The organism is Actinoplanes sp. L3-i22, assembly GCF_019704555.1.
GTDB lineage: Bacteria > Actinomycetota > Actinomycetes > Mycobacteriales > Micromonosporaceae > Actinoplanes.
In genome coordinates, this window is sequence record NZ_AP024745.1 from 9,120,136 (window position 1) to 9,141,504 (window position 21,369).

12 protein-coding genes are annotated in these 21,369 nt (G+C 65.8%); 7 read left to right on the plus strand and 5 right to left on the minus strand.

The genetic code is table 11. The annotated features are described in order from the left end of the window. Nucleotides 1-1,098 precede the first annotated feature (1,098 nt). Nucleotides 1,099-3,003, plus strand: a complete 1,905-nt coding sequence (locus L3i22_RS40930) for a hypothetical protein (RefSeq protein ID WP_221322806.1) — start codon at nt 1,099-1,101, stop codon at nt 3,001-3,003. Between the two features lie 33 nt (nt 3,004-3,036). Here L3i22_RS40930 and L3i22_RS40935 read toward each other — a convergent pair whose 3' ends face one another. After that, nucleotides 3,037-4,329, minus strand: coding sequence for a DUF3500 domain-containing protein (locus L3i22_RS40935; RefSeq protein ID WP_255657551.1), 1,293 nt, complete (start codon nt 4,327-4,329; stop codon nt 3,037-3,039). Nucleotides 4,330-4,654: 325 nt separating this feature from the next. On the opposite strand from L3i22_RS40935, the gene L3i22_RS40940 reads away from it, so the two are divergent. The 6 genes from L3i22_RS40940 to L3i22_RS40965 all read left to right on the plus strand — a co-directional run bounded on the left by L3i22_RS40940 (nt 4,655) and on the right by L3i22_RS40965 (nt 9,132). Further along, a complete protein-coding gene (locus L3i22_RS40940) occupies nt 4,655-5,116 on the plus strand; it encodes a YbaB/EbfC family nucleoid-associated protein (RefSeq protein WP_221322808.1) in 462 nt (153 codons plus the stop codon). Beyond that, entirely contained in the window at nt 5,113-5,427 is a 315-nt protein-coding gene (locus L3i22_RS40945) for a type VII secretion target (protein WP_221322809.1), read from the plus strand. Before L3i22_RS40940 ends, L3i22_RS40945 begins: the two co-directional genes overlap by 4 nt. Then, nucleotides 5,424-6,110, plus strand: a complete 687-nt coding sequence (locus tag L3i22_RS40950; protein ID WP_221322810.1) for a WXG100 family type VII secretion target — start codon at nt 5,424-5,426, stop codon at nt 6,108-6,110. Before L3i22_RS40945 ends, L3i22_RS40950 begins: the two co-directional genes overlap by 4 nt. A 94-nt stretch (nt 6,111-6,204) precedes the next feature. Further along, on the plus strand, nt 6,205-6,789 hold the full coding sequence (locus tag L3i22_RS54040; protein WP_370644285.1) for a hypothetical protein: 585 nt from the start codon (nt 6,205-6,207) through the stop codon (nt 6,787-6,789). Nucleotides 6,790-6,799: 10 nt separating this feature from the next. Further along, nucleotides 6,800-7,231, plus strand: a complete 432-nt coding sequence (locus L3i22_RS40960; protein ID WP_221322812.1) for a SitI3 family protein — start codon at nt 6,800-6,802, stop codon at nt 7,229-7,231. Nucleotides 7,232-7,422: 191 nt separating this feature from the next. After that, the gene (locus L3i22_RS40965) at nt 7,423-9,132 is read left to right on the plus strand and encodes a DEAD/DEAH box helicase (RefSeq protein ID WP_221322813.1); all 1,710 of its coding nucleotides are present in this window, start codon (nt 7,423-7,425) and stop codon (nt 9,130-9,132) included. Between the two features lie 455 nt (nt 9,133-9,587). On the opposite strand, the gene L3i22_RS40970 is transcribed toward L3i22_RS40965, so the two are convergent. The 4 genes from L3i22_RS40970 to L3i22_RS40985 all read right to left on the minus strand — a co-directional run bounded on the left by L3i22_RS40970 (nt 9,588) and on the right by L3i22_RS40985 (nt 21,361). Beyond that, the gene (locus tag L3i22_RS40970; RefSeq protein WP_221322814.1) at nt 9,588-11,729 is read right to left on the minus strand and encodes a DEAD/DEAH box helicase; all 2,142 of its coding nucleotides are present in this window, start codon (nt 11,727-11,729) and stop codon (nt 9,588-9,590) included. Nucleotides 11,730-11,769: 40 nt separating this feature from the next. Then, on the minus strand, nt 11,770-14,322 hold the full coding sequence (locus tag L3i22_RS40975; protein ID WP_370644286.1) for a DUF262 domain-containing protein: 2,553 nt from the start codon (nt 14,320-14,322) through the stop codon (nt 11,770-11,772). Nucleotides 14,323-14,384: 62 nt separating this feature from the next. Continuing rightward, nucleotides 14,385-18,458: a DNA methyltransferase gene (locus L3i22_RS40980; protein WP_221322816.1), complete on the minus strand. Its 4,074-nt coding sequence runs from the start codon at nt 18,456-18,458 to the stop codon at nt 14,385-14,387. Next, a complete protein-coding gene (locus tag L3i22_RS40985; RefSeq protein ID WP_221322817.1) occupies nt 18,458-21,361 on the minus strand; it encodes a DEAD/DEAH box helicase in 2,904 nt (967 codons plus the stop codon). The genes L3i22_RS40980 and L3i22_RS40985 overlap by 1 nt, the downstream gene beginning before the upstream one ends. Between the last annotated feature and the right edge of the window lie 8 nt (nt 21,362-21,369).

The window sequence follows — 21,369 nt, forward strand, 5'->3', positions numbered from 1 at the left end:
GCCCTGCCTGACCCCGCCCGGCCCAGCCCCGCCCGGCCCCGCCCGGCCCCGCCTGGCCCCGCCTGGCCTTGCGCAAGGATCACGGCCCATTCGGGGGATTTGCCGATTTCGACGCGATGTGCGCTGCGGAGCTTGCGGCACCGTGGACCGCCGTCCTGGCCTGCGCGCCGCCCGTGCCGGCCCCGACTCGATTGTGTGTCGCTTGTGCCACAAGAACCGGTGCGGTCGCCGTTATCGCCTTCCCTCACTAGGATCGTCCCGTCCGGTTACGGATAGGAGTTGTAGGTGGGTTCGGAGCGCGACGAAGGCGAACGGGAGCACTATCCGGGGCCGTGGGACACGCCGCCGCGGAAGGGGGCGCCGTCTTCGGCGGATCGACCTGCCTCCGGGCGGCCGTCGATCGCGCACGCCGAATCGCCGCCCGATCCCTCGCCGCCTTCTCCGCCCTCGCGGTCGCCTGATCCATCGCCGCCGGCTGCCTCGCCGGCCGCTCCATCGCCACGGGCTGCCGCCCCGGCCGCTCCATCGCCGTCAGTTGCCGCCCCGGCCGCTCCATCGCCGTCAGTTGCCGCCCCGGCCGGTTCGCCTGAACCGCCGCGGGTCACCACCCCGGTTGCGCAGTCCACGGCGCCGGCTCGGTCGAATCCGTGGGCCGGCGGTGCCCCGCAGAAAAAGGCCCCTGCGGAAACTCCGGCGCCTGCCCGGGCTTCCACCGCGCCGCCCGCTCCGGTGGCGCCCCCGCAGCGCACTCCCCCAAGCTCGCCTTCGCAGGGCGCTCCCCCAGGTCCGCCGCCGCAGGGCGCTGCTCCCGGGCCTGCGGTGCACGTCCCGCGAGCGCGGCGCAACGTCGAGCCGCCATGGGGTGGCCCTCCGCCCCGGACTCCGACGCCGATGCAGCCTCCGCCGAGCGCGCCCGAGCCCGTAGCCCCGCCACCGCGCGTGCCATCCGCGCCGCCGTCGTCTCGTGCACCGTCCGCGCCACCGCCGCCGCTCACCCGCGAGTCGCCCGCGGCACCACCGCTCACGCGTGAATCGTCCGCACCGCCACTGACGCGCGAGCCGTTCGCGCCCCGCGAGCCGTTCGTGCCGCCGTCTCGGGTGCCGCCCGCGCCGCCACTCGCGCCGCCCCCCGCTCCATCATTCGGTTCCGAGATTCCGCGGCAGCGTGCGACGTCACTGCCACCCCCACCGCAGCTGACATCGGCGCCGCCATTTCAGCCGGCTCCGCCCGTACCCCCGCAAGAAAGCGCAATCGAAGCGGAGCCGCAGCCGCGCCGCACGCATTATCTGCTGATCGCCCTCGCGTTGTTGTTGGCTCTGGCCGCCGGCGGGGGGCTGGTCTATCTGCAGAAACGCGACGATCCCGCGCCGAAGCCGGCGGTCGCCGCGGCGCAGGCGGCGGACGCCTTGCGCGGGCAGAAAGCCGCGTCGCTCAAGGTCAGCTACTTCGATCAGGGCGGATTGGACGTCACCGGCGATCTGACGATCGCGAAGGGCGGCGCGACGAGCGGCACGCTCACCGATTCCGGTGGCGGAAAAGCCGAATACCTGGCCTCCGGCGGCAATGCCGCGGTCCGCGGCGATCAGGATTGGTGGGCCCGTCGCGACTCCGGCCGGGTCACGGTTCTCAAGGACCATTGGGTACGGCCGAAGAACTACGCGTTCCCGGTGGAGGGATCCGGCCTGGAACCGGAGGCGCTGGCCGGAACCGTGGAATGGGTGCGCAGCGGCGGAGTGTCCGCCGACGACGTGGAAACGGTCGCCGGTCAGCCGGTGGTCGGCATGCGGCGCGACGGATGGCTGGTGTTGTTCAGCCGGGCGCAACCGCATCGACTCGTGTGGCTGGGCGGGCCGTTGCGAACGGACACGCCGATCGCGACCGGTGCGTCGTCCGGGCCGCAGGCGCCGCCGTACATCAGTGTTCTGGTCAATCCCGAGCCGGACGACGTCAAGAATGTCAGCCTGCCGAAGGACGTCCTGATCGAGGAGAAGACCGCCGCGAATCTGCCGGCCTTCGACGTGAACGTGAACGCGACCACCTGCAAGACGGTGAATTGCTCGTGGACGGTGACGGTGACCAATACCGGAACCGTGGCGGGCACCGCCTCGGTGATCGCCTCGGTCTCGCCCGGGATGCCGAAGACGCAGGTCAAGGAGCTGGGGAAGCTGTCGCCGGGGCAGACCGCGACGACCCCTGCAATGAGCTTCCCGAATCCGGCGCCGACCAACAAGAACGTGCCCGCCGACTATCAGGCGCAGGTGTACTCGCCCGAGTTGCACGGCGCGAATCTCAAGCTCATGCGGCAATTGCAGGAGAAGGGCATGGTCCCCGGCCGGTCACAGATCCTGAGCCGGCTCGACCCCAGCCAGACCTCGGCGATGCTGTTCACCCTGGACGCGATGGCCGAAGCGCCCAAACTCGACGCGGACAAGGCGATCGAGGCGATGGAGAACACGGTCGAACTCGGGGTGCTTCCGGAGGTCGGCGAACTGGTCCGGTCCCGGCGCCTGGAGAATCCCGCGGTTCTCTACCCCAAACTGCAGAACCAGTTCTTCGAGTACGACACCGGCGCGTCCGGGACCCCGGTGCAGGAGAAGACCGGGAATCGGCGGGAACTGCAGATCGCGGCCGGAATCCTGAAACAGGACCCGGACGCGACCGTGCGGCTCGACACCGACGGGGTGGACATTCTGGTCCACACCTCGCAGCAACGGGTGTTCGCGATCCAGACCCGGTCGGTGGGCAGTGACTCGGTCGCCGCCAATGCCCGCAGTGCGGTCAAGGACCTGACCAAACACGCGCCCGACGGGAGCAAGCGGGTCGTGCTGCTCTATGTGGAGGCGCCGGCCGGGATCGTGCACGCGGCCGGGCGCGACTATTTCGAGGCGCAGTTCCGGCCGCTCAGTTCCGTGCTGTGCCACGCCGATCTGAATGAGGTCGTGGTGGTCAATCAGACCGGCGTGCAGCGCTGGACTCCGGATCAGTTGCCTGGTTGCCGGTGAAGGTCCCGCTCTTCACGGGACCCGTTCGTGGGCTCAGGCAAAGGTGAACTCGCCGCCGTAGTCACGGGTGTGGTCGCGGTAGACGGTGTGATAGTGGATCTGGTTCTGCAGGACGATGCCGTTCTGGCAGACGAATTCGATCCAGACACTGGGGCCGTCGATGCGTACGTAATCGGCATGGTTTGTCAGACCCAGCGTGCCGGACCAACCGATGTAGGTCTTGTCCAGCTCGCTCTCGTAGGTCTTCATCAGTGCTGCCGCGGTGGCGTCGTCGGCATTCGCGACCCAGGGTTTGATGGCGGCCAGGACCAGTTTCTTCTGATCCGCGGTCAATGTGCTGACCGGCAGGCCCTCCTTCTTCGCCGGGAACTGGCCGTCCTTCTGCGGGCCGACCAGGACGTCGCTGAACGACTCCGCCAATTTGGCGGTGGCCTGATCCTGCTGGCTGAGGCTGCCGGTCATGGCCAGGATGGCCGCTTTCATGTCCTGCATCGGGGCGTGATCGGTGCCGTTGTCGTCGGTCCAGGTGGTGGGTTCGACACCGACGAAGAACGGGGAGGCGCCGGTTACCTGGCCGGCTTTGTAGGTCAGGTGGACGGCCAGGTGGTGGCCGCCGAAGTTGAGTTGCCAGGTGCCGGTGGTGCTGGGGGTGCCGAGGAAGGCGAGGAAATAGGTGCCGGCGGAATAGCCGCTGTCGGCGCCGCCCGGGCCGCCCTGTCCGCCTTGATTTCCACCCGGGGCTCCGCTCGGATTTCCACCCGGGAAGCCGCCGGGGGCTCCGCTCGCGTTTCCGCCCGGAAATCCGCCGGGAGCTCCGCTCGGGAAGCCGCCCGGCGCGCCGCCATTCGGTCCGCCGTTCGCTGCGCCGTTCGGTGCGCCGGATGCATTGGCGCCGGGGAATCCGCCGCCCGGGGCTCCGCCTGCTCCCGGGCCGCCGCCGGTGCCGCTTTCCTGGGCGTTCTTGAGGTAGTCGTCGGCCAGCATGATCTGCTCGACACGCTCGTAGCCGGCGCCCTCGGTCGTACCGAAAGCGGTCTTTAAAACGCTCTTCGCCGCGGCGAGCTGGGTCGCATTCAGGTCGCCGAGCTTCACGCCGGGCCGGCAGCTGGAACCGCACGGCAGGTTGGACCAGGACGTCGCGGTGCTCTGCGTGAGCTCGAGCTGCGCCTTGGTCTTCTGGTCCGCGGACAGCGTGGCGAGGAAGGCGTCGGCCGCCTCGACGACCCCGGCCACGCTCTTGTCGTAGGACTTGACCTCCGGAGCCGGCTTGTCGTCACCTCCCCCACCGCATCCGGCGACGCCGAGCAGCAGGACGGCCGAAGCCACCCATCGACCTGTGTGGACCACGAAGCACTCCCTTGGATCGGCGATTGTTGACAATGAAGTCAGCAATACTCGCCGTTGTCAATCCGAGCGCAGCGCCGTCACCAGGGAAAACGCAAATTCATAGGAAATCGACAGGCTTTCCCGTACGCATTCACAGGCTCGCGCCCGCCGAAGTTATCCACAGGCAGCAAATTCGTCGTCGCGACGGCTCGGCGCTTGACCTAACTTGAAACCGGCCGGCCAGCCAGACCCTCTCTCGCCTCCCCGCGGAGCTGCACATCCGTGTGCCCTCGCTCCCCGAGGACCGCACGACGCAGGAGTTTGCATGGAGCCTCTACTCGATCCCGCCGCGGCGCTGGACCGCATCGCCGCCTGGCAGGAAGACATCGACCAACTGGTCACCCGAGCCCGGACGATGAGCGACCGCCTCGGCGCGCTGCGGGTGACCGCGAGCGACCCCCGCCGGGTCGTGGAGCTGACCATCGACACGCACGGCGCGCTGCAGGACATCCGGTTCAGTCCGCACGCTGCCCAGCAGGGTCACGACGCCCTCGCCCGGACCGTGATGTCCACGCTCGGTGAGGCCCGCCGCCAGGCCGCCGAGCAGAACCGCCGGATCATCCTGGAGAGCATCGGCGCGGAGTCCCCCGCCGCCCGCGAGATCCTCACCCACGTCTCGGCCAAGCTGAGCCCTGCCGGGGACCGCGAGGGCGCTCCGGGCTTCAACTCGGGCCGGGCGGGCTTCGGCTCGGGCCGGGCAGGTCGCGGCGAGCAGGACCAGCCGTGATCGACAGCGTCCTGGTCGACGCCGCCCAGATCCGCCGGCACGCCGGCACCTTGCGCGCTCTGCAGGACCGCCTCGACGCCGTCCAGGCCGCGAGCTCGTCGATCATCCAGGACGACGCGGCGTTCGGCCTGCTGTGCAGCTGGCTCCCAGCGATCCTGGCCGCGCGTCACCGGAGGCAGGAGGAGCTGACCGACTACATCGCCGAGAACCTGCAGCTCCTGGCCACGGACCTGCACGCGGCCGCCACCGACTACGAGTCCACCGATGGCCGCTCGGCTGCCACGATCCGCACCGCTGGCGGCCTCACATGACCTTGGTAGCCACCCCCACCGAAACGTCCGCCACCGACGCCACCGTGATCGGCGACATGGAAGACCTGGCCGCCGAGATCCGCAGCGGCGACTGGATCGACGGCCTGCTGTCCGGCGCTACGACGGGCGTCACCCTGGCGTCCACGGCGATCGACCCGTTCGGTTCCCTGCTCGCCAACGGCCTGGCCTGGGCCATGGAGTATTTCGAGCCCCTACGCCACATGCTCGACGAGCTGACCGGCGCGCCGGAAAAGGTGACCGCCCACGCGGCAACCTGGCAGAACATCGCCACCGAGCTGAACGAGACAGCCGCCGACCTGCAGCGCTCGGTCCGCGCCGACCTGCCTGATTGGCAGGGCACAGCATCGTCGGCCTATTGGTCCATGATGTCGCACAACGTAACGGCCCTGGGAATCCTGAGCGGCACCGCAAACGCCATGTCCGCAGCCACGGAGGCAGCCGGAAACCTGGTCCGCTTCACCCGAGACATCGTCCGCGACCTGATCTGCGACCTGGTAGCGAGAGTGATCGTCTGGGCCCTGGAGGCCATGGCGGTAGTCACGATCCCAGTGGTCGCCACCCAGATCGTCGCCGCGGTAGCCAAATGGGCCACCCGAATAACCAGCTACACCACCGCCCTAACCACCAGCCTGACCAACCTCTCCCGCCTGGTCGGCGGGTAACACACCCATGGCGCGGCCGAAGAGATCCAGGGACAGCAGCGATTCCTCGGGCAGCCGACATCACAAGCCGAACCCAGGGTCCGCCGGACGTAGCGTGCCCGCGGGTCACAAGGGCGCAGCAGATGCCGGGCACGGTGGCCGGGCTCGAGGCAGCCGACCAACAAGAGACCGCTGGCAGCCAGGCGATTCGACAATCACCCAACCGACAGGACAGAAGGGTGGCGCACCAGAAGGCAAGCTGACAGAACTGGAACCGCACCTGGATGATGAAGCTCGCCGATCAACCAATCGAGAGAACGAGGTTGCCGCACTACTGGCCACAAGCGGATATCAAATCAAGCAGAATCCCGACGACGCGGAAGTCGCACGTGCCCGGCAAGAGCACAACGACAACGGGAAACCCGAAAAGGAGCCGGACTACCTCCTCGAAGGACGCGTATTCGACTGCTATTCACCGAACCCGGGAACCAACCCCAGGAACGTTTGGAGCGAAGTAAGAGATAAAGGTGAGGATGGACAGACACAGCGCGTAGTAGTGGACCTCAAGGAGTGGAGGGGCGACATGTCAGCATTGTGGCAACAGTTCCACGACTGGACCCTCCCCAAGGTCAAGGAGGTAAAAGTCATAACTCCCGACGGACAGATCGCGCAGATCGTCCCCTACCCGAACAACACCTGAGAGAAGACTCATGGCAATTGAATACCGAATGATAGTTGCCGGATCCACCCCTGTCAGGGAGATCGCCACCCGAGCATTCCCCGATCCGGACGAACGCCCGATCGGCACGCCGCCCCTCCTGACAGCCGACCTAAAAGACAAATACGGCTTCGGCGTCACTCTCTACGCCGGAACCGACGGCTACCTCGAAGCCGAAACCGACGACGGCATGTGGGAGTGGGAACCTACCCAGTTCGTCAGAATTACTTTCCACATGAGTAAGCACGGCGAGATGGGTCCAGCGCTGGCCGCCATGCTCGCCGCGGTCGGACGGGTTCTTGACTCGGGTTCCGAGGACACCTCGTTGGACCTCAACGGAAGCTGGTTGCTCCTGACCCGCATGGGCGGCGTCATCACGAGGCATAAACAAGCCGGCTGGTGGGAGGTTTACAACCTGCCCTAGAAACAGATTCCCCTCGAACATCTTCGGGAGAATGCCGGACCTCCCACTGGTTGCCGGCCAGCAAGATCAAGAATCTCGCCCAGCCATCGCTACAGCTACCGACTGAGATGGAGACGTCGCTCAGTGTTGGGGGAATGTGGCGCTGGTCGCCCGATTCGCGGTTCGGAGGGGTGACTCCGTATCCTTGAGTCATGGACGAAGACCTCGCGACCAGCACCGATGCAGGCTTCGCCAGCCTTGGACTACGCCCCGAACTGCTGCGCGCCCTGGCCGACCTCGGCTACGAGGAGCCGACACCGATTCAGCGGGAAGCTATCGCTCCCCTGGTCGCCGGGCACGACCTGGTTGGTCAAGCGGCGACCGGCACCGGCAAGACGGCGGCGTTCGCGCTGCCGCTGCTGCAGAGCCTGACGCCCGGCGAGTCGGACGGGCCGACCGCGCTGGTGCTCGTGCCGACCCGTGAGCTGGCCGAGCAGGTGTCGCAGGCGGTGCACCGCTACGGGCGGGAATTGAACGTGCGCGTGCTCCCGGTCTACGGCGGGCAGCCGATCAGCCGCCAGCTGCAGGTGCTGCGCCGCGGCGTGGACGTCGTCGTCGGCACGCCCGGCCGGATCCTGGACCACATCGAGCGGGGGACACTGAAGCTCGACGGCGTCAAGACCGTCGTGCTCGACGAAGCCGACGAGATGCTCGACATGGGCTTCGCCGAGGACATCGAGGCGATCCTCACCGAGACGCCCGCGGAGCGGCAGACCGTGCTGTTCTCGGCCACCATGCCGCCGCGGATCGACGCGATCGCCCGCCGGCACCTGCGTGACCCGCTGCGGATCCGGATGGGCCGGGACACCACCGCCGCCGACTCGCTGCCTTCGGTGCGGCAGAGCGCCTACCTGGTCGCCCGCCCCTACAAGACAGCCGCGCTCGGCCGGGTGCTCGACGTCGAGGCGCCGACCGCGGCGATCGTCTTCTGCCGTACCCGGGAAGAAGTTGATGAGGTCACCGAGAGCCTCAACGGCCGTGGGTATCGCGCGGAGGCCCTGCACGGCGGGCTGAGCCAGGACCAGCGTGACCGGGTGATGGGCCGCCTGCGCGGCGGCGCCACCGAGCTGCTGGTCGCGACCGATGTCGCGGCGCGCGGCCTGGACGTCGAGCAGCTGACCCACGTGATCAACTACAACGTGCCGTCGGCCCCGGAGGCGTACGTGCACCGGATCGGCCGGGTCGGCCGCGCCGGGCGCACCGGCGCCGCGATCACCCTGGCCGAGCCGCGTGAGCAGCGGATGCTCAAGGCGATCGAGCGGCTCACCGGTCAGCGCATCGCCCTGGAGAAGCTGCCGACCGTGACCGACCTGCGCGCGCGACGGCTCGAAGCCGTCCGCAACACCGTGCAGGAGGCGATGGGCGCCGACGACCTGGACCGTTTCCGGTCAGTGCTGGACTCGCTGACCGACGACGCCGACCTCGAGTTGGTGGCGCTGGCCGGCCTGAAGCTGCTGCACGAGGCGAACGGCGGCAACGTCGAAGAGCCGGAAATCCCGACGGTTTCGCCGCAGCGCGAGCGCGAGCCCAGCAACCGCACCGACCGCCGCGGCACCAACGGCCCTGGTGGGGGCCGGTTCGACGACCGCGGCCCGGCCCGTGGCCGCGCCGGCGGCGGTGACGTGACCCGCGTCTACGTGAGCCTGGGCCGCCGGGCGGGTCTGCGTCCGCAGGACCTGGTCGGCGCGATTGCCGGCGAGGCAGGCCTGCCTGCGCGCGACGTCGGGGCGATTCAGATCACCGACCGGTTCTCGCTGGTCGAGGTCCCCGAGGCGGATGCCGACCGGGTGATCAAGGCCCTGAGCCACAGCACCATTCGCGGCCGCCGCCCCACGGTCCGCCGCGACCGCCCCGGCCACTGATTTAACCGCCAGTTACGGCAGGGGTAGCCAAGCGACGAGACGGCTTCCGAGAGATCGTCCACGGAAGCCGTCATCGCTCGGTTCAGGACGAGTGCTCCGCTCAGAGGAAGCGCTCGTCTGTCTGATGACCAGAGGAAGAAGCTGGGTGTTCGTGGCGTAACCGTGAGCTCGTTCCGGCGAGTAACCACGATTTCGGGTTCCTCACCGAGGTGAAGGCGTCCCAGAACGTCGGCTCGCACCCTGCCGCAGCGACCACCGGAGAGACGCTCTTCGCTGGATCCCGGAGTCCGGATTCCGCAGATATGAATCCTGGAGCAACGCGGATCTAGTTCCGCCCGCCCGACGAAGCCAAGGCCAGACTGCGGAGCTGAGCAGATTAGGGCCTCGACACCACGACTCACGCACGTGCTGAAGATCTGATCTCCGATGCGCTATTTCGCTACAGCGAAGTCCGGTTACGGGGCAGGCGCTAGGAATGGGCTCTGTTCGCCACTCCAGGAGACGAGCAGCGCCTCACGTGCTCGCGTGCAAGCGACGAAGAGTAAACACCGTTCCCTGAGTAGGTCGATGTCGTGTTGCAGGCGATCCACCTCAACTGCGGTAACCTCTTTGGCAAAAGGAATCGCTTTGGCGGTCACGCCAACTACCGCAACGCAGCGGAACTCCAACCCTTTCATCGCATGCATGGTGGCCAGCCGTACGCCTTCCTCCTCCGCGCCCGGGTTGTCCTTGACCCGTACGGCGGGGATGCCTACCGCAGCTAGGCTGTCGCGGACCTTGTCCAACAGCAGATTAAAACGTGTGCAGACCGCGATCTCGCCAGTCCGCACGCCGCTGCCCACCCACTCCTGGATCCGCGCGACCAACGCCGCGACTTCGGCGTCCTCGGATGCGTATCCGTCCGTGCGAGGCTTCTTGCCGTGCAAGAGTGATCGGTAGCCGGCCAAGGTGTCGGTGCCGGTGCCGCCCAGGTCCTCCACCGGCATGTCGAGCAGCACGCCGGTCGACCAACGCAGAATTTCTTCGGTGCTGCGGTAATTAATCCGCATCCGGCTGCTACGGCCCGCGACCGAGATACCCATCGATGCCAGTGATACCCGCGTGTCGTAGATCCGTTGATGCGGGTCACCGGTGACAAACAGATCATCGGGACCAGCGCCCACGGAGGCGCGCAAGACCCGCCATTGGGCCGGATGTAGATCCTGCGCCTCATCGACCACGACATGGTCGAAGCCATCCCCGGCCGAACCTGACTTCTCCAGGAGCTCCGCGGCTGTGGCGCACATCTGCAACTGGGTCGTCCGGCCGGCCGCGCGCAGCTCGGCAAGAAAGTCGTGCATCGCGTCCCAGACTCGCTCCCGGTGTTGTGGTGCCAGCGCGCTCCCGCGCCCCCGCCGGAGGGCCTGCCGGTACTCCTCACGGCTGTTCAGGTTTTGGGCAAGGACAACATGGCGGTACTCCTGTGCCAGGAATTGCTCGGTCCACGGCAGGTCATGCCGGCGCAGTACGCGGCGCCAGATCTGCCGCTCGTCCACATCGGTGATCGGCGACGGCGCCCGGCCAGACAGGGCGCGGACCACGCGGTAGGCGTATCCGTTGACCGTAGTGACCTCGACCCTGGTCAGGAGTTCCTCGCTGTCGAGCAGCAGCGCCAGGTTCTCCCGCAAGGTGTCGGCGAGCGCGTTGGTGAAGGTCGTGAGCAGGATCCGATGTTCCGGGTGACGGTGCAGCAGGTGCTTGACCCTATGCAGTGCGACGACCGTCTTGCCGGTGCCCGGACCGCCCGTCACCTGGGCCGGGCCGCTATAGGACACCCGATAGGCAACGCGCCGCTGCGACGGGTGAAGAAAGACCCGCCACGCAGCGAACGGCTTGTCCAGCGCCTCAAGAAGCTCGTCGGGGCTGGTCACCAGGGTGATGCGGTTCTTGGTGTTTGAGATGGCCGCCGCCAGGCTCTGTTCGTCGGCCGCGATCGGATTGGCTGGTCGACGCTCGGCAACGACGTCGCGGTAGACCTCATCGGTGGTGAAGCCCTCGGCCAGGTACTGCAGCACCTCGAACTGGTCTTCGGGAAGCAGCGTGCCAAATGCGTCCAACTGAGGCTTGTCGACGATGGTCCGCACCGCACGCAGCACCTGATCGTCGATGCCCAAGTCGCGCAGGGCAGTGTTGGAGAATTTCGCGAACAGCAGCGATGGTGCTTTGGCCGCTTGTTCCTCCAGCATCGGGGTCAACTGCTCGATCGCGACGACGTTGCGCACTTCGAGCGCCCGGGTCGCCGTGTTGACGGTGTAGAGACGCTTGGCAGCCCAGGTGTAGGCGTCGTCGTGTGGGACGACGTTCAGGAGGAGAAAGGTGTCGCTGCCGTCATCCGGCGCGAGCACGATGCCGCGCCAGAAGGCGGTCACACGGATCGTTCGCATCCGCCCATCTCGGGCGTTGTTCACCGATTCCAGGTGCAGCCCTTTGTCGGCGTACAGCTCGGCGATCGGCAGCTGCTGGAACTTCTCCATAGCCTTGCGTACGCCGGCCTTCACCTGCTTTTCGAGTACGTCGTAGCTGGCCCAGAAGCTGTTGGCGAAAGCGAGCTGTGGCACGAGCGGAACCTCCCGGGTAGCGCTGCTACGGCGAACGCCCTCAGACCGTATCCAATTCGGCATCGGCGGACATCTGTGCCTCGCCGTGGAACCAGCGGAGACCATCCAGCAGATTTTCGCGAGCGTCCGCATCCGCGAGGACCGCCAGGGGAAATCCCGGCCGGAGAGCGATCTTGGCGGCGGGGATGTCAATTCCGGACACGTCGTTGAGCCGACGGCGGAGTTTCTCCCGCAGAACGATGTCGTCGAACGGAGGCCGCACGCTCAGGTGCTGGAACACCACCTCGAACTTTCCGCTGGGATAGATCACCGCCGGCCAAATGTCGCCGAGCTGATGTCCCCGGTCGCGTGCCATGAGGAAGCATGATGTCTCGCCGCCGGTCCCGTAGAGCAGAAAGCCCCCCTGGTCGGTCCAGGCTTCGATCAGGGCAATCGTCGCCACGGCGACCGCTGACCCTTGCATCGAGGTGAGTTGCTCCACGAACTGCTCCGCGAGGGGGACGTCTTGATCAGGCCGCGGGCGAGGTAGCCGTTTCGGCAGATCGTCGGGGGTCAGACCGGCAAGCTGAGCGAGCTCCTCCACGCCGATGCGCTGCGACTGACTGGCCCGACCGTGCCCGTCGAACTCCACGCCCTCGGCGCGCAGCACCTCGACCGGATCATCTGTCCGGTCCGCCGCCAGCCAGCGGAATCCCGGCGAAATGGTTCCCTCCACCTGCAACACCCGGTGCGCATTCGGGGCCGGGTGGTTGGCCAGGCGGACACCGAGCGGCTGCGGCGCGGTGCCGATCAATGCCGCGAGATCTCCGTAAGTGGTCCAGGAACCGGCCGGTAGCTCCGCGAGGGCCTTGTTCATCACATCCCACGGCACGTCGGACTGCTTCCCTGCCTGGGCGGTCGGGCCGGGCCACAGCGAGATGATCCGGTCGGCGAGAGCGTCGGCGCGGGCGTGAATCTCCGGCCGGCTCCAGCGGTCGCGCCCGGCGATCTCCTGGTTCAGCACGATGCCACTCTTGGCGAGCTGGACCCGCTTGACCGCGAACGAGCTGTTGCTCATCTCGGCGTTATAGCCGGTCAGCGTGAGGTTCCCCAAGGTGTGCACCAGAGCCTCGTGCGCCTCACCGAAGTCCTCCTCCGGATCCAGATCGGCGGCCAGCATCTGCCGCCACTCGGTGGTGGGGGTCTGTGGCAACACATGCTCGATGGTCAGGGAGTCCAACGCCACTGGCTCTTTGCTGCCGTAGGACTCCTCCAGCCAGCGGAGCACCAGGTTACGCTGATGCGGTCGGCCGTTGAGGTAATACGGGATCGACCGGACGTGGTCGCGAACGCTGGCATCGGTGGCGTAGTACTTGCGGCCCACCGACAGATAGGCGCGGACCGCCTCGTCGACCGGCAGGTCCTCGTCCATCTCGGTGACGATGGACAGCAGAATCCGGTTGGTGTTCGCAGTGGCTCGGCCGATCACGAGCCGTCGGACGAGGAAGCTCTCGACATACAGCATCGCCGCGGCGATCTGCTCGGAAGGCGCGGTGCCCTGTTCTCGGCGGTCAAGTAGATGTAGCAGCAGCGGGTAGACGGTGGTCGTACCCCAGGCGCTCAGCCGCTGCAGCCGGCGCCGAACCCCTGGGTCTTGCTCCTCGTCGGGGTGCAGGATGAGGCGCAGTAGCGATCCCAAACGGCCGAAGCGCCGCACCTCTGCCTCGGTCTCCTCCTCGGAGTGCAACCGGTCCAGCCGGGCCTGCTGGCCGGCGTAGATGTCGGTCTGCTTGATCCGGGCGTCGCGTTGCACCAGGTCGAGCCAGAAGAGCAGTTCCAGTTCTGTCGGCGTTAGCATCGTCTGCAGCGACAGCCACAACGAGTTGTAGACAGCTTCCGCCCGAGTCGGCAACTTCATGAACAGGTAGTTGCGCAGAAGATCGGCCTGGGTGAGCTTGAGACCGGTGTTGTTCAGCGACTCGAAGATCCGATGCACGTTGTCGCCCTGCTGCGCAGTCACCGACACCAGCGCCAGCCCGGAGATGACGGCGTCCTCGATCCGCTGAATGTCGATCAGGTCGTCCGGATCATCGGCCGCCGCCAACTGCGCGACGAAGAACCGGTACGCCGCACCCACCTGATCCGCGCCGCCTGCATGAGGGTTCGAGTCGAGGCAGTCGGTGTACGCGGCCCGGTCAGCCTGAGTGGGTACCAGCTTCAGCCGGTGTTCCTCCGGTCGCCACGGATTGATCAGGTATTGCTGGTTGAGCCGCTCCCGGTGTTCGGCGGACTCATGCTTGGCACGGTAGTCGCGGAGCGCGCAGAGCAGGATGGAGAGGGTAGTCAGCCGTTGCTGGCCGTCGACCACCAGGAACTGCGAGACGCCAGCGGGGCCGTTGTTCGGGCTAGGCGCGAGCACGAGTGAGCCGATGAAGTGCGTCGCCTTTGGGTTGTGCGCACGGTCCTCGGCGAGCTTGACGATGTCATCCCACAAGCGGGAGAGCTGGGGCTTCCTCCAGGAATAGGTTCGCTGGTATAGCGGCACCTGGTACTGCTTTGCGCCCTCCAACAATCCTTGAAGACTGGTCTCTGCTGCCGCAACCATGGGTGCCATCACTTCCTGTACGCGCCGGGCGGTGCGTTTGGGGCGCAGTTCGCGTATGTCCGAAACGATGTCTACTTGGAGGGGTGTCGGGGGCCATGGCCCGGCGGCGGGCTCAGCGTTGAGGTGTAATTCTCGCCCTCGACCAGATGTGTGGCGGGGCCAACACCAGCCGTTGCCATCCGGTCGTACTCAGCAAGGATGCGGTCTTTGGTACGGTATGTTCCATACCTTGCCACGTCCTTACGCTTGACAATTGGAAAGGTGTCCATAATGTACTCTAAATCACTGCGAGAGATGCCATATAGATGAAAAAATAGCGCGTCCAACTCTGCCTGGATGACCGGCCGGCGCTCATCATCCCAGATGAACGGTGGGCCTGAGCAACCCATGTCGTGAGCAAAAGGTGCCATGTCGCGACTTGTGTAGGTGAGTTCCAAAACGCGGCGACGGATGAAAGCCCCATTTGAAGCGGTCATTTCTGGTGAGAGCACAGGGAACTGATGGCAAATAAAGAAGTTGAGGTGGAGCCCGCCGACCTTAAGGCGCGCTGCGAAGTCGAGAACGAAGGAGCTTAGACATGCGGTGAGCTCGCTGATCCGGTTGGCCAGATCAGGCCGGACAAGTGAGATCGGCAGGCTGTTGCCAACGGCGCTTTCAGGAATAAAACCTACGATGACTGTGCGCTCGTTGGTGGCGCTGGTGACATCACGCCAGCCTAAATGCCATTGATGGCTCCAGTTTTTGGTGGCGAGCTTCGCTGTCACCTCGGCTTCGTTTACCCAGCTGTACGGAAGTCCGACGCGATCGGGATCGCGCCACTGCTCCGGGCGTAGATAGCGTGGTTGGTTTTGTCGCTTAGCGGCGGTTTCGCTCTTAACCACGTCTGCTGCGCGATGGTTGAAGAAGTCCAGCATCTTCGCCTCGTACAGTGGCAGCATTCGGGCGTCGTCCCTAGTGAATATGTTTCCTTCCAGGTCCCAGCCGTCGGACTCGAGTTCCTCCTGGCTGCAGAAGAGGTGGGAGTCGTTGGACAGGTGGAACATCGCCATGAAGGAAAGCCCCCATGGGTTACCTAGGCGATCGCCTTCCCTTATGAGGACGGGCACGCGGTGGTAGATGCCAAGAGTGATCTCCGCGTCGCGACGCGAGCGGAACACTGGGCAGGTGCCGGTGTTGGGATTGAGAATATTAATTTCTTCCGGAGTGAGCACAAATCTCTTGTGCGCATCGGCGAGTTCTGCAGGTTCGTGGATGAAAAACGCGAATCTCGCCGCCGTTTCGCGCAATGCTTGACCCACCAAAGAAAGGATTGCGAATCTGGCTGAGCGATGTACCCCATGAAATAGTAGTGCGGAGTTTTCGAAGTCGTAGAGGGCAGAAAGGGATCCGCTGACCACGACGTCCTTGAAGAAGAACTGCGTGGTTGCATCGGTGGCGATGCCGGTGGGTATAATTACACCCATCCTGCCTCGAGCTGCCATGAGGGAGCGGTCACTCTCTGCGAACACCGCGTATGTGTTAATGTCGCCACGCGCAGTGAGTCGGAAGCGGCCAGAGTTACGCAAAAAGTGACTTTCTCCTTCTGCCTTGCGCTTTGCCGCCTCGAATTGAGAGAAGAGAGATTGGCGATTGGGATCGACCTTTAATGCGGCGATTAAGTTTTTGCGTTCAGCGGCACTGCCCGCAGTTGCGATGGCTAAGTCGCGTTGTGCGAAGAATTCCTGCTCCTGCAGCTTGATTCGTTCCCACGGGGGATTGCCAAGGACGCAGTCGAAGCCGCCGGTCCAGCCGTTGGCTGAGCCGATTTCTGCGGATCCGTCCGTCACAGTGAATACGTCGGGGAATTCAACGTGCCAATGAAAGAAAGCGTACTCATGGCGCAGTCGGAAAATTTCGTCTCGGGTCTCCTCGGGAATAGGTAGTGCCTCAGGGTCTTTCAGCGAGTGGAATGCCTCGTGAGTGACGGCCGGTGGGGTGTCTGGATCCTTCCTCCACATGAAGGCCGCACACCAGGCGTCCGCAACGTTCTTGGCCTGTATGTACTCGTCAGACTGCGCTAGGTTTCGGTACGCCAACTCCTGCGCTCGCACCTGCTCTAGGGAGCCGGAAGGTGCGGCGATGATGCCGTTTAGTCGTTCGGAAATCCCGGTGTTCGAGAGTTGGATTTGGCCCGAAACTCCGAAGAAGCTGCCTTGATTCGCCCGCTGCTGAATGTTCTGCTTCTCGAGCCCTTTAGCGTACTTCTTGTCATCGCCTTCGATCGGCTTGAACGCCTCGTTGGGGATCCCCGCCTTTAACAGGGCGGGCGTAGCCCCGATAAGGGCGTTGCCTTCCTTTATGTGGGCGTCAAGGAAGCTGAGCGGCCTACCCGGTTCCAATCCTTCAAGCCACAGTGAGACTTTCGCCAAATCGACCGCCATAGGATTGAGGTCCACGCCATAGATGCATCGTGCAATGACTTCATGCAGGGCGTGGCGCATCGCATCGAGGGTTGGCTCGGGGTTGTGCTCGCGGACTGCCGCAACGCGCTTGGCGATGCGGCGCGCGGCGGCGACGAGGAAGTGTCCGGAGCCGCAGGCCGGGTCACAGATGGTGAGCGACAGCAACTCAGTGATGATGGCGTTCGAGGGATCGGACTGTTCAGCCACGGTTGCGGCTTGATCGCCTCTCTTGACTGCGTCGTCAATGACCGGGTCGAGCGCCGAGTCGAGCAGGCACTCGATCAATGACGACGGTGTGTAGTAGGAGCCCGTGGTCTTGCGGCTATTGCCAGCCAACTCCACCAGCTCGAAACTGCGGTCCACCGCGCTGTGCTTCGGCACCAACTCCAGCAACGACTCGTAGATCGAGCCCAGTTCCTCCGCCCCGAGATTGCGGTAGTCCACTGGCCTCCAGCGCCCGGTGCCGGGATCCCGCACCTGTGCGAGATGCCGGACGGCTGTTAACAGATGTTCGTTCGACAGCAACAACCCTTGCAGCGGCTCGACTGCCGAGTCGTCCAGAGTGCCCCCGAGCTTGCCAGTGAAGATTCCGCCCAGACCGGGCAGACCGAGTTCCGGTCGGCCGTTTTCGTCGCCCAATGCGTCCTGCACTATCGTCAGCGCCTGGTAAAGGTCGCTATGCGCGGTGCCCCGGCGCCGCCGTGCATGCACACGCAGGCGGGCAGTGGAAAAGTACTTCGCGTAACGTTCGCGGGCGTACTGATCTGTGTCCTTCGGGTGGAGCACGTCGCGATCCTCGGCGACAAAGAGGAAGAGCATTCGGTAGACCAGCCGCAGGAGCGCGTTGTGGAATGCCTGCACATCCACGTCTTCGCGCAGTCTGACGTTCGCGGGATGGCGCAGGAATCCGGTGCCGAGGGAGGTGATCGCCTGCTGCACACCGTCGCGGAGGTGATCGAGGGCGCGGGTTCCGGAGGCGATGGCTTCGAGGCGCCACTTCTCAAGCCAGCAGGTTGATAGCACTGCACCCGGAGTAACCGCGAAGCGCGACACGTGCAACAACCGGTAGAGCAAGACGAACTCGCTGAACAGCTCACCGTCAAAGATGGCCTCAAGGTCGAATTCGACATACGACGCGGTGGCGAGCGCGTTGGAGTCGCGCAGCAGGCGCACCTGGCGGCCGTTGGACAGCACCGCCCATAGGTGGGCGTCGCTGCGGTTAAGGCATTCCTGAACGAGGGACTGTGGCGGCACAGCACCCGGCGCCGGGCGGGTATCCAGCTTGGCGTTCCACGGGATCAGGTGGATCAGTACGTGGTTCCATCGGTGGCTAATCGCGAACGTCTTGCTGCCGTCATCAGAGCTGATCTCGGACGCGCCGACCGCGGCGAGACTGCCGAAGCCGAGCTCGTTGAAGAGCGGCTCCAGCCACTGGCCGCGCGCCTGGCCGGTCGGATCGGCCGGGACGTCGGCCTCGCCGGCCACCGGAAGTTTCTCGCGGAGCTCGACCCAGATCGACTTAAGGTAGCTCCAGTGCCGTTCGGCGTCGTCGCGTACGGACCGGGCGCCGGCTACCCGGTAGTCGGCCGGTTTGGAGCCGCTGATGTCTTTGCCTTCGGAGATGCGGACCAGCATGTCGGCCGGCAGTAGGCCGCCGACCGTGTGCACGGCGGAGAAGACCTGGTTACGGGCGGTCGCGGACATCAGGCGTTGCCTCCGTTTGCCGGCAAGTAGACGTATGTGCCGAGCACGTCGGCGGGTTTCTGGACGACGACATCGAGGCCGCGGACGATTTCGCCGGAGGCGCTACGGACGCGGCGGTGGGATGCTTCGAGTTCCTCAGCGAGTTGCTCGCCGTACTTCTCCAGGTGCTTGGTTAATGTCGGTAGACCACCGAGCATGCGGCGGACGGTGCTCTCGGCGAAGCCGCGGTCGGTGTTCTCATCGGCGGCGGCGTCGAGTAATTTCTGTGCGGCTTCGGGCGTCAGCCAGGTCGCGTTGGTGGGGGATCCCTGGAAGGCCAGCATCCGGGCGTCCTCGGCGATCAGTTGCCGGAAGCTCGCGCGCGATGGCAATGTCAGGTGGAAGCGGTAACGGACCAGCAGCAGGGTGGTGCGCATCGTCACCGCGCTAGTGCGGATCACCCCGCAACGCTGAGCCGGGCGCGGACCACTGGCGTGGGCGTCCAGCGCCGAGTCGAGGACGTGGCTCGCCAGCGCGCTGACCACCGGATCGGTGCGCACCAGGGCGGCCTCGCCTCGCCCAACCGCCGGGGAGTCACGGAACGGGACGGGTCGGCCACGCTCCACGACGTCACCGCCGAGGAGCGGCGCCAATGCGTCGCGGAGGCCGGCGGGGCTGCCGCTGACATCGGTGGTGAAGTCGCCGGAACCGCTGGGGTCGTCGCGGAGCACGCCGTCGAGGGCGGCGAGTGACTGGCGTACGAAGTCTCGGATCTCACCGGCCCGGCCGAGTGTCTCGCGGATGGCGGCGACCTCGACGGCAACCTCTTCCGGATGGATAGAGCGTTGCGCGAAGAGCGAGCGTGACGTCTTCTCGCGGTCCGCGGCCGAATTCCACTCGGCGTCCAGTATGGCCGCTTTTTTGTCGATGCCCGCGTCCAGGTCGAAGAGGCTGCCTTGCTCGTGTCGCTGCTGCCCGCGGAGCAGCATCCACTCCACGATGGCGTCGGTGACGCCCTTCGAGGCCTCGTCCGGAATGGATACGGAGATGCCGAGGTCCTTGCGGATCTGGCGGTGCTTCTTGATCAATACCTCGAGGACCTTGCCGTCGATGCCGTTGTCGGCGCCGTAAAGCGTGATGACACGGACATCGGTCCGTTTCTGACCGAACCGGTCGACCCGGCCCTCGCGCTGGTCGTGACGGGTGGGATTCCAGGCGAGGTCGTAGTGGACGACCGCGTCGAAGTGGTGTTGCAGGTTGACGCCCTCAGACAAGCAGTCGGTGGCGATCAAAACGCGTCGCGCCGCCGGGTCGTCGCCGGCCTTGGTGGCGAGTTCCTCGATACGTTGTAGCCGCTGCTGCGGGGAGAGGGTGCCGGTGACGGCTTGGACCACCGTCTTTTTGCCGAGCTTGCCGTCCAGATGTTCGGCTACGTACTCGGCGGTCGGGATGTAGCGGCAGAAGACGATGGGGTGGTAGCCGGCGGCCAGGAGTGACTTGAGGTGCTTGGTCAGCGCTGCGAGCTTGGTGTCGCCGTCGGTGCCTTCGAGATCTTCGGCCCGGTCGGCCAGTTCGGCGAGCCGGGCGCCGGTGTCCGGAGTCTCGGCGCCGGGCGCGACGTCGAGACCTTCGAGGGTGTCGCCGTCAGCGGCATCGCTGGTCAGCGGCGCGCCGAGCAGGTCGGCCTCGGCGGCCGTGGCGGCGGTCGCGGCCGTCGATCGGGTCCGGAGCGTCTGCGCAGCGGCCCGCGGCGATGAGACCAAGGAACGCAGCAGGGCGATCGCTGACCACCAGGCGATCCTTGCCTCGCGCTTGCCGAGGGCACCCGTCACGCGTTCGCTGGCGTAGCCGATGGCGTCGTCGAGCAGGTCTCGGTAGGCGGGGGAGAGCTTGTAGGTTTCGTCCTTGAAGAAGCGATCGGAGGGGAACTCTGTGGTCTCGGCGAGGCTGTCGTCTTTCAGCCCGTCCTTGGCTCCAAGGTATTGGCGGACGTCGGCGCGCTTGCGCTGCACGAAATGTTGGGCCAGGAGCCGTCGGCCAGCCTCGGTGTCGAAGTTGACGGTCGCAAGTTCCGGCTTGATGATGCCGAGCAGGTTGCGGAAGGCGCTCTCCTTACCGCTGTGTGGCGTAGCCGTCACCAGCATGAGATGCCGTTCGGTGTCGGCGGCGACGCGTTGCAGCAGCTCGTAGCGCAGTTGATTCTGACTGGATGCTGTGTCGTCGGCGGCTACGCAGGTGTGTGCTTCGTCGACGATGACCAGGTCGGGGCAGTGCCGCACGAAGTCGTCGCGGTGCCGGGCCGACTTGATGAAGTCGGTGGAGACGATGACGTTTGGGTGCCGGTCGAAGAGCGACTGACCCAGGTCGAGGCCGCGCTCCAGGCGAGAGACGGTGGAGGAAAGCACCAGCTCGGCGTCGATGGCGAACTTGGTCCGTAGCTCGTCCTGCCACTGTTCGGCCAGCGCCGGGGAGCAGAGCACGGCCAGGCCATGCGCGCTGCCCTGAGCAAGCAACTCGGTCGCGACCAGCCCAGCCTCGATCGTCTTGCCGATGCCGACATCGTCGGAGATCAGTAGGCGTACGGTGCGTTGCCGCAGCGCCATCAGCAAGGGTACGAGCTGGTAGGCCCGTGGTTCGACAGCGATGCCGGCCAGCGAGCGGAACGGTCCCGCGCCGGCTCGGAAGCCGATCCGCAGAGCGGAACGCAACAGACCTGCGGCATGCGCGTCGCCCAGATCGGCGGGGTTGGGCGGCGCGAACTCAGCGCTGCGGACCTCCTCGAAACTGGGAAACACCGCCGCAACGTCGTCATCGGCGCCGCCAAGCGGCCGCAGCACGAGCATGTCGGGTGCGCTCTCGGGTAGGACGACCCAATCGCGGCCACGCGCCGACACGAGCGAGCCGGCGGTGAAGGTGGGTGACATGTGTGGAG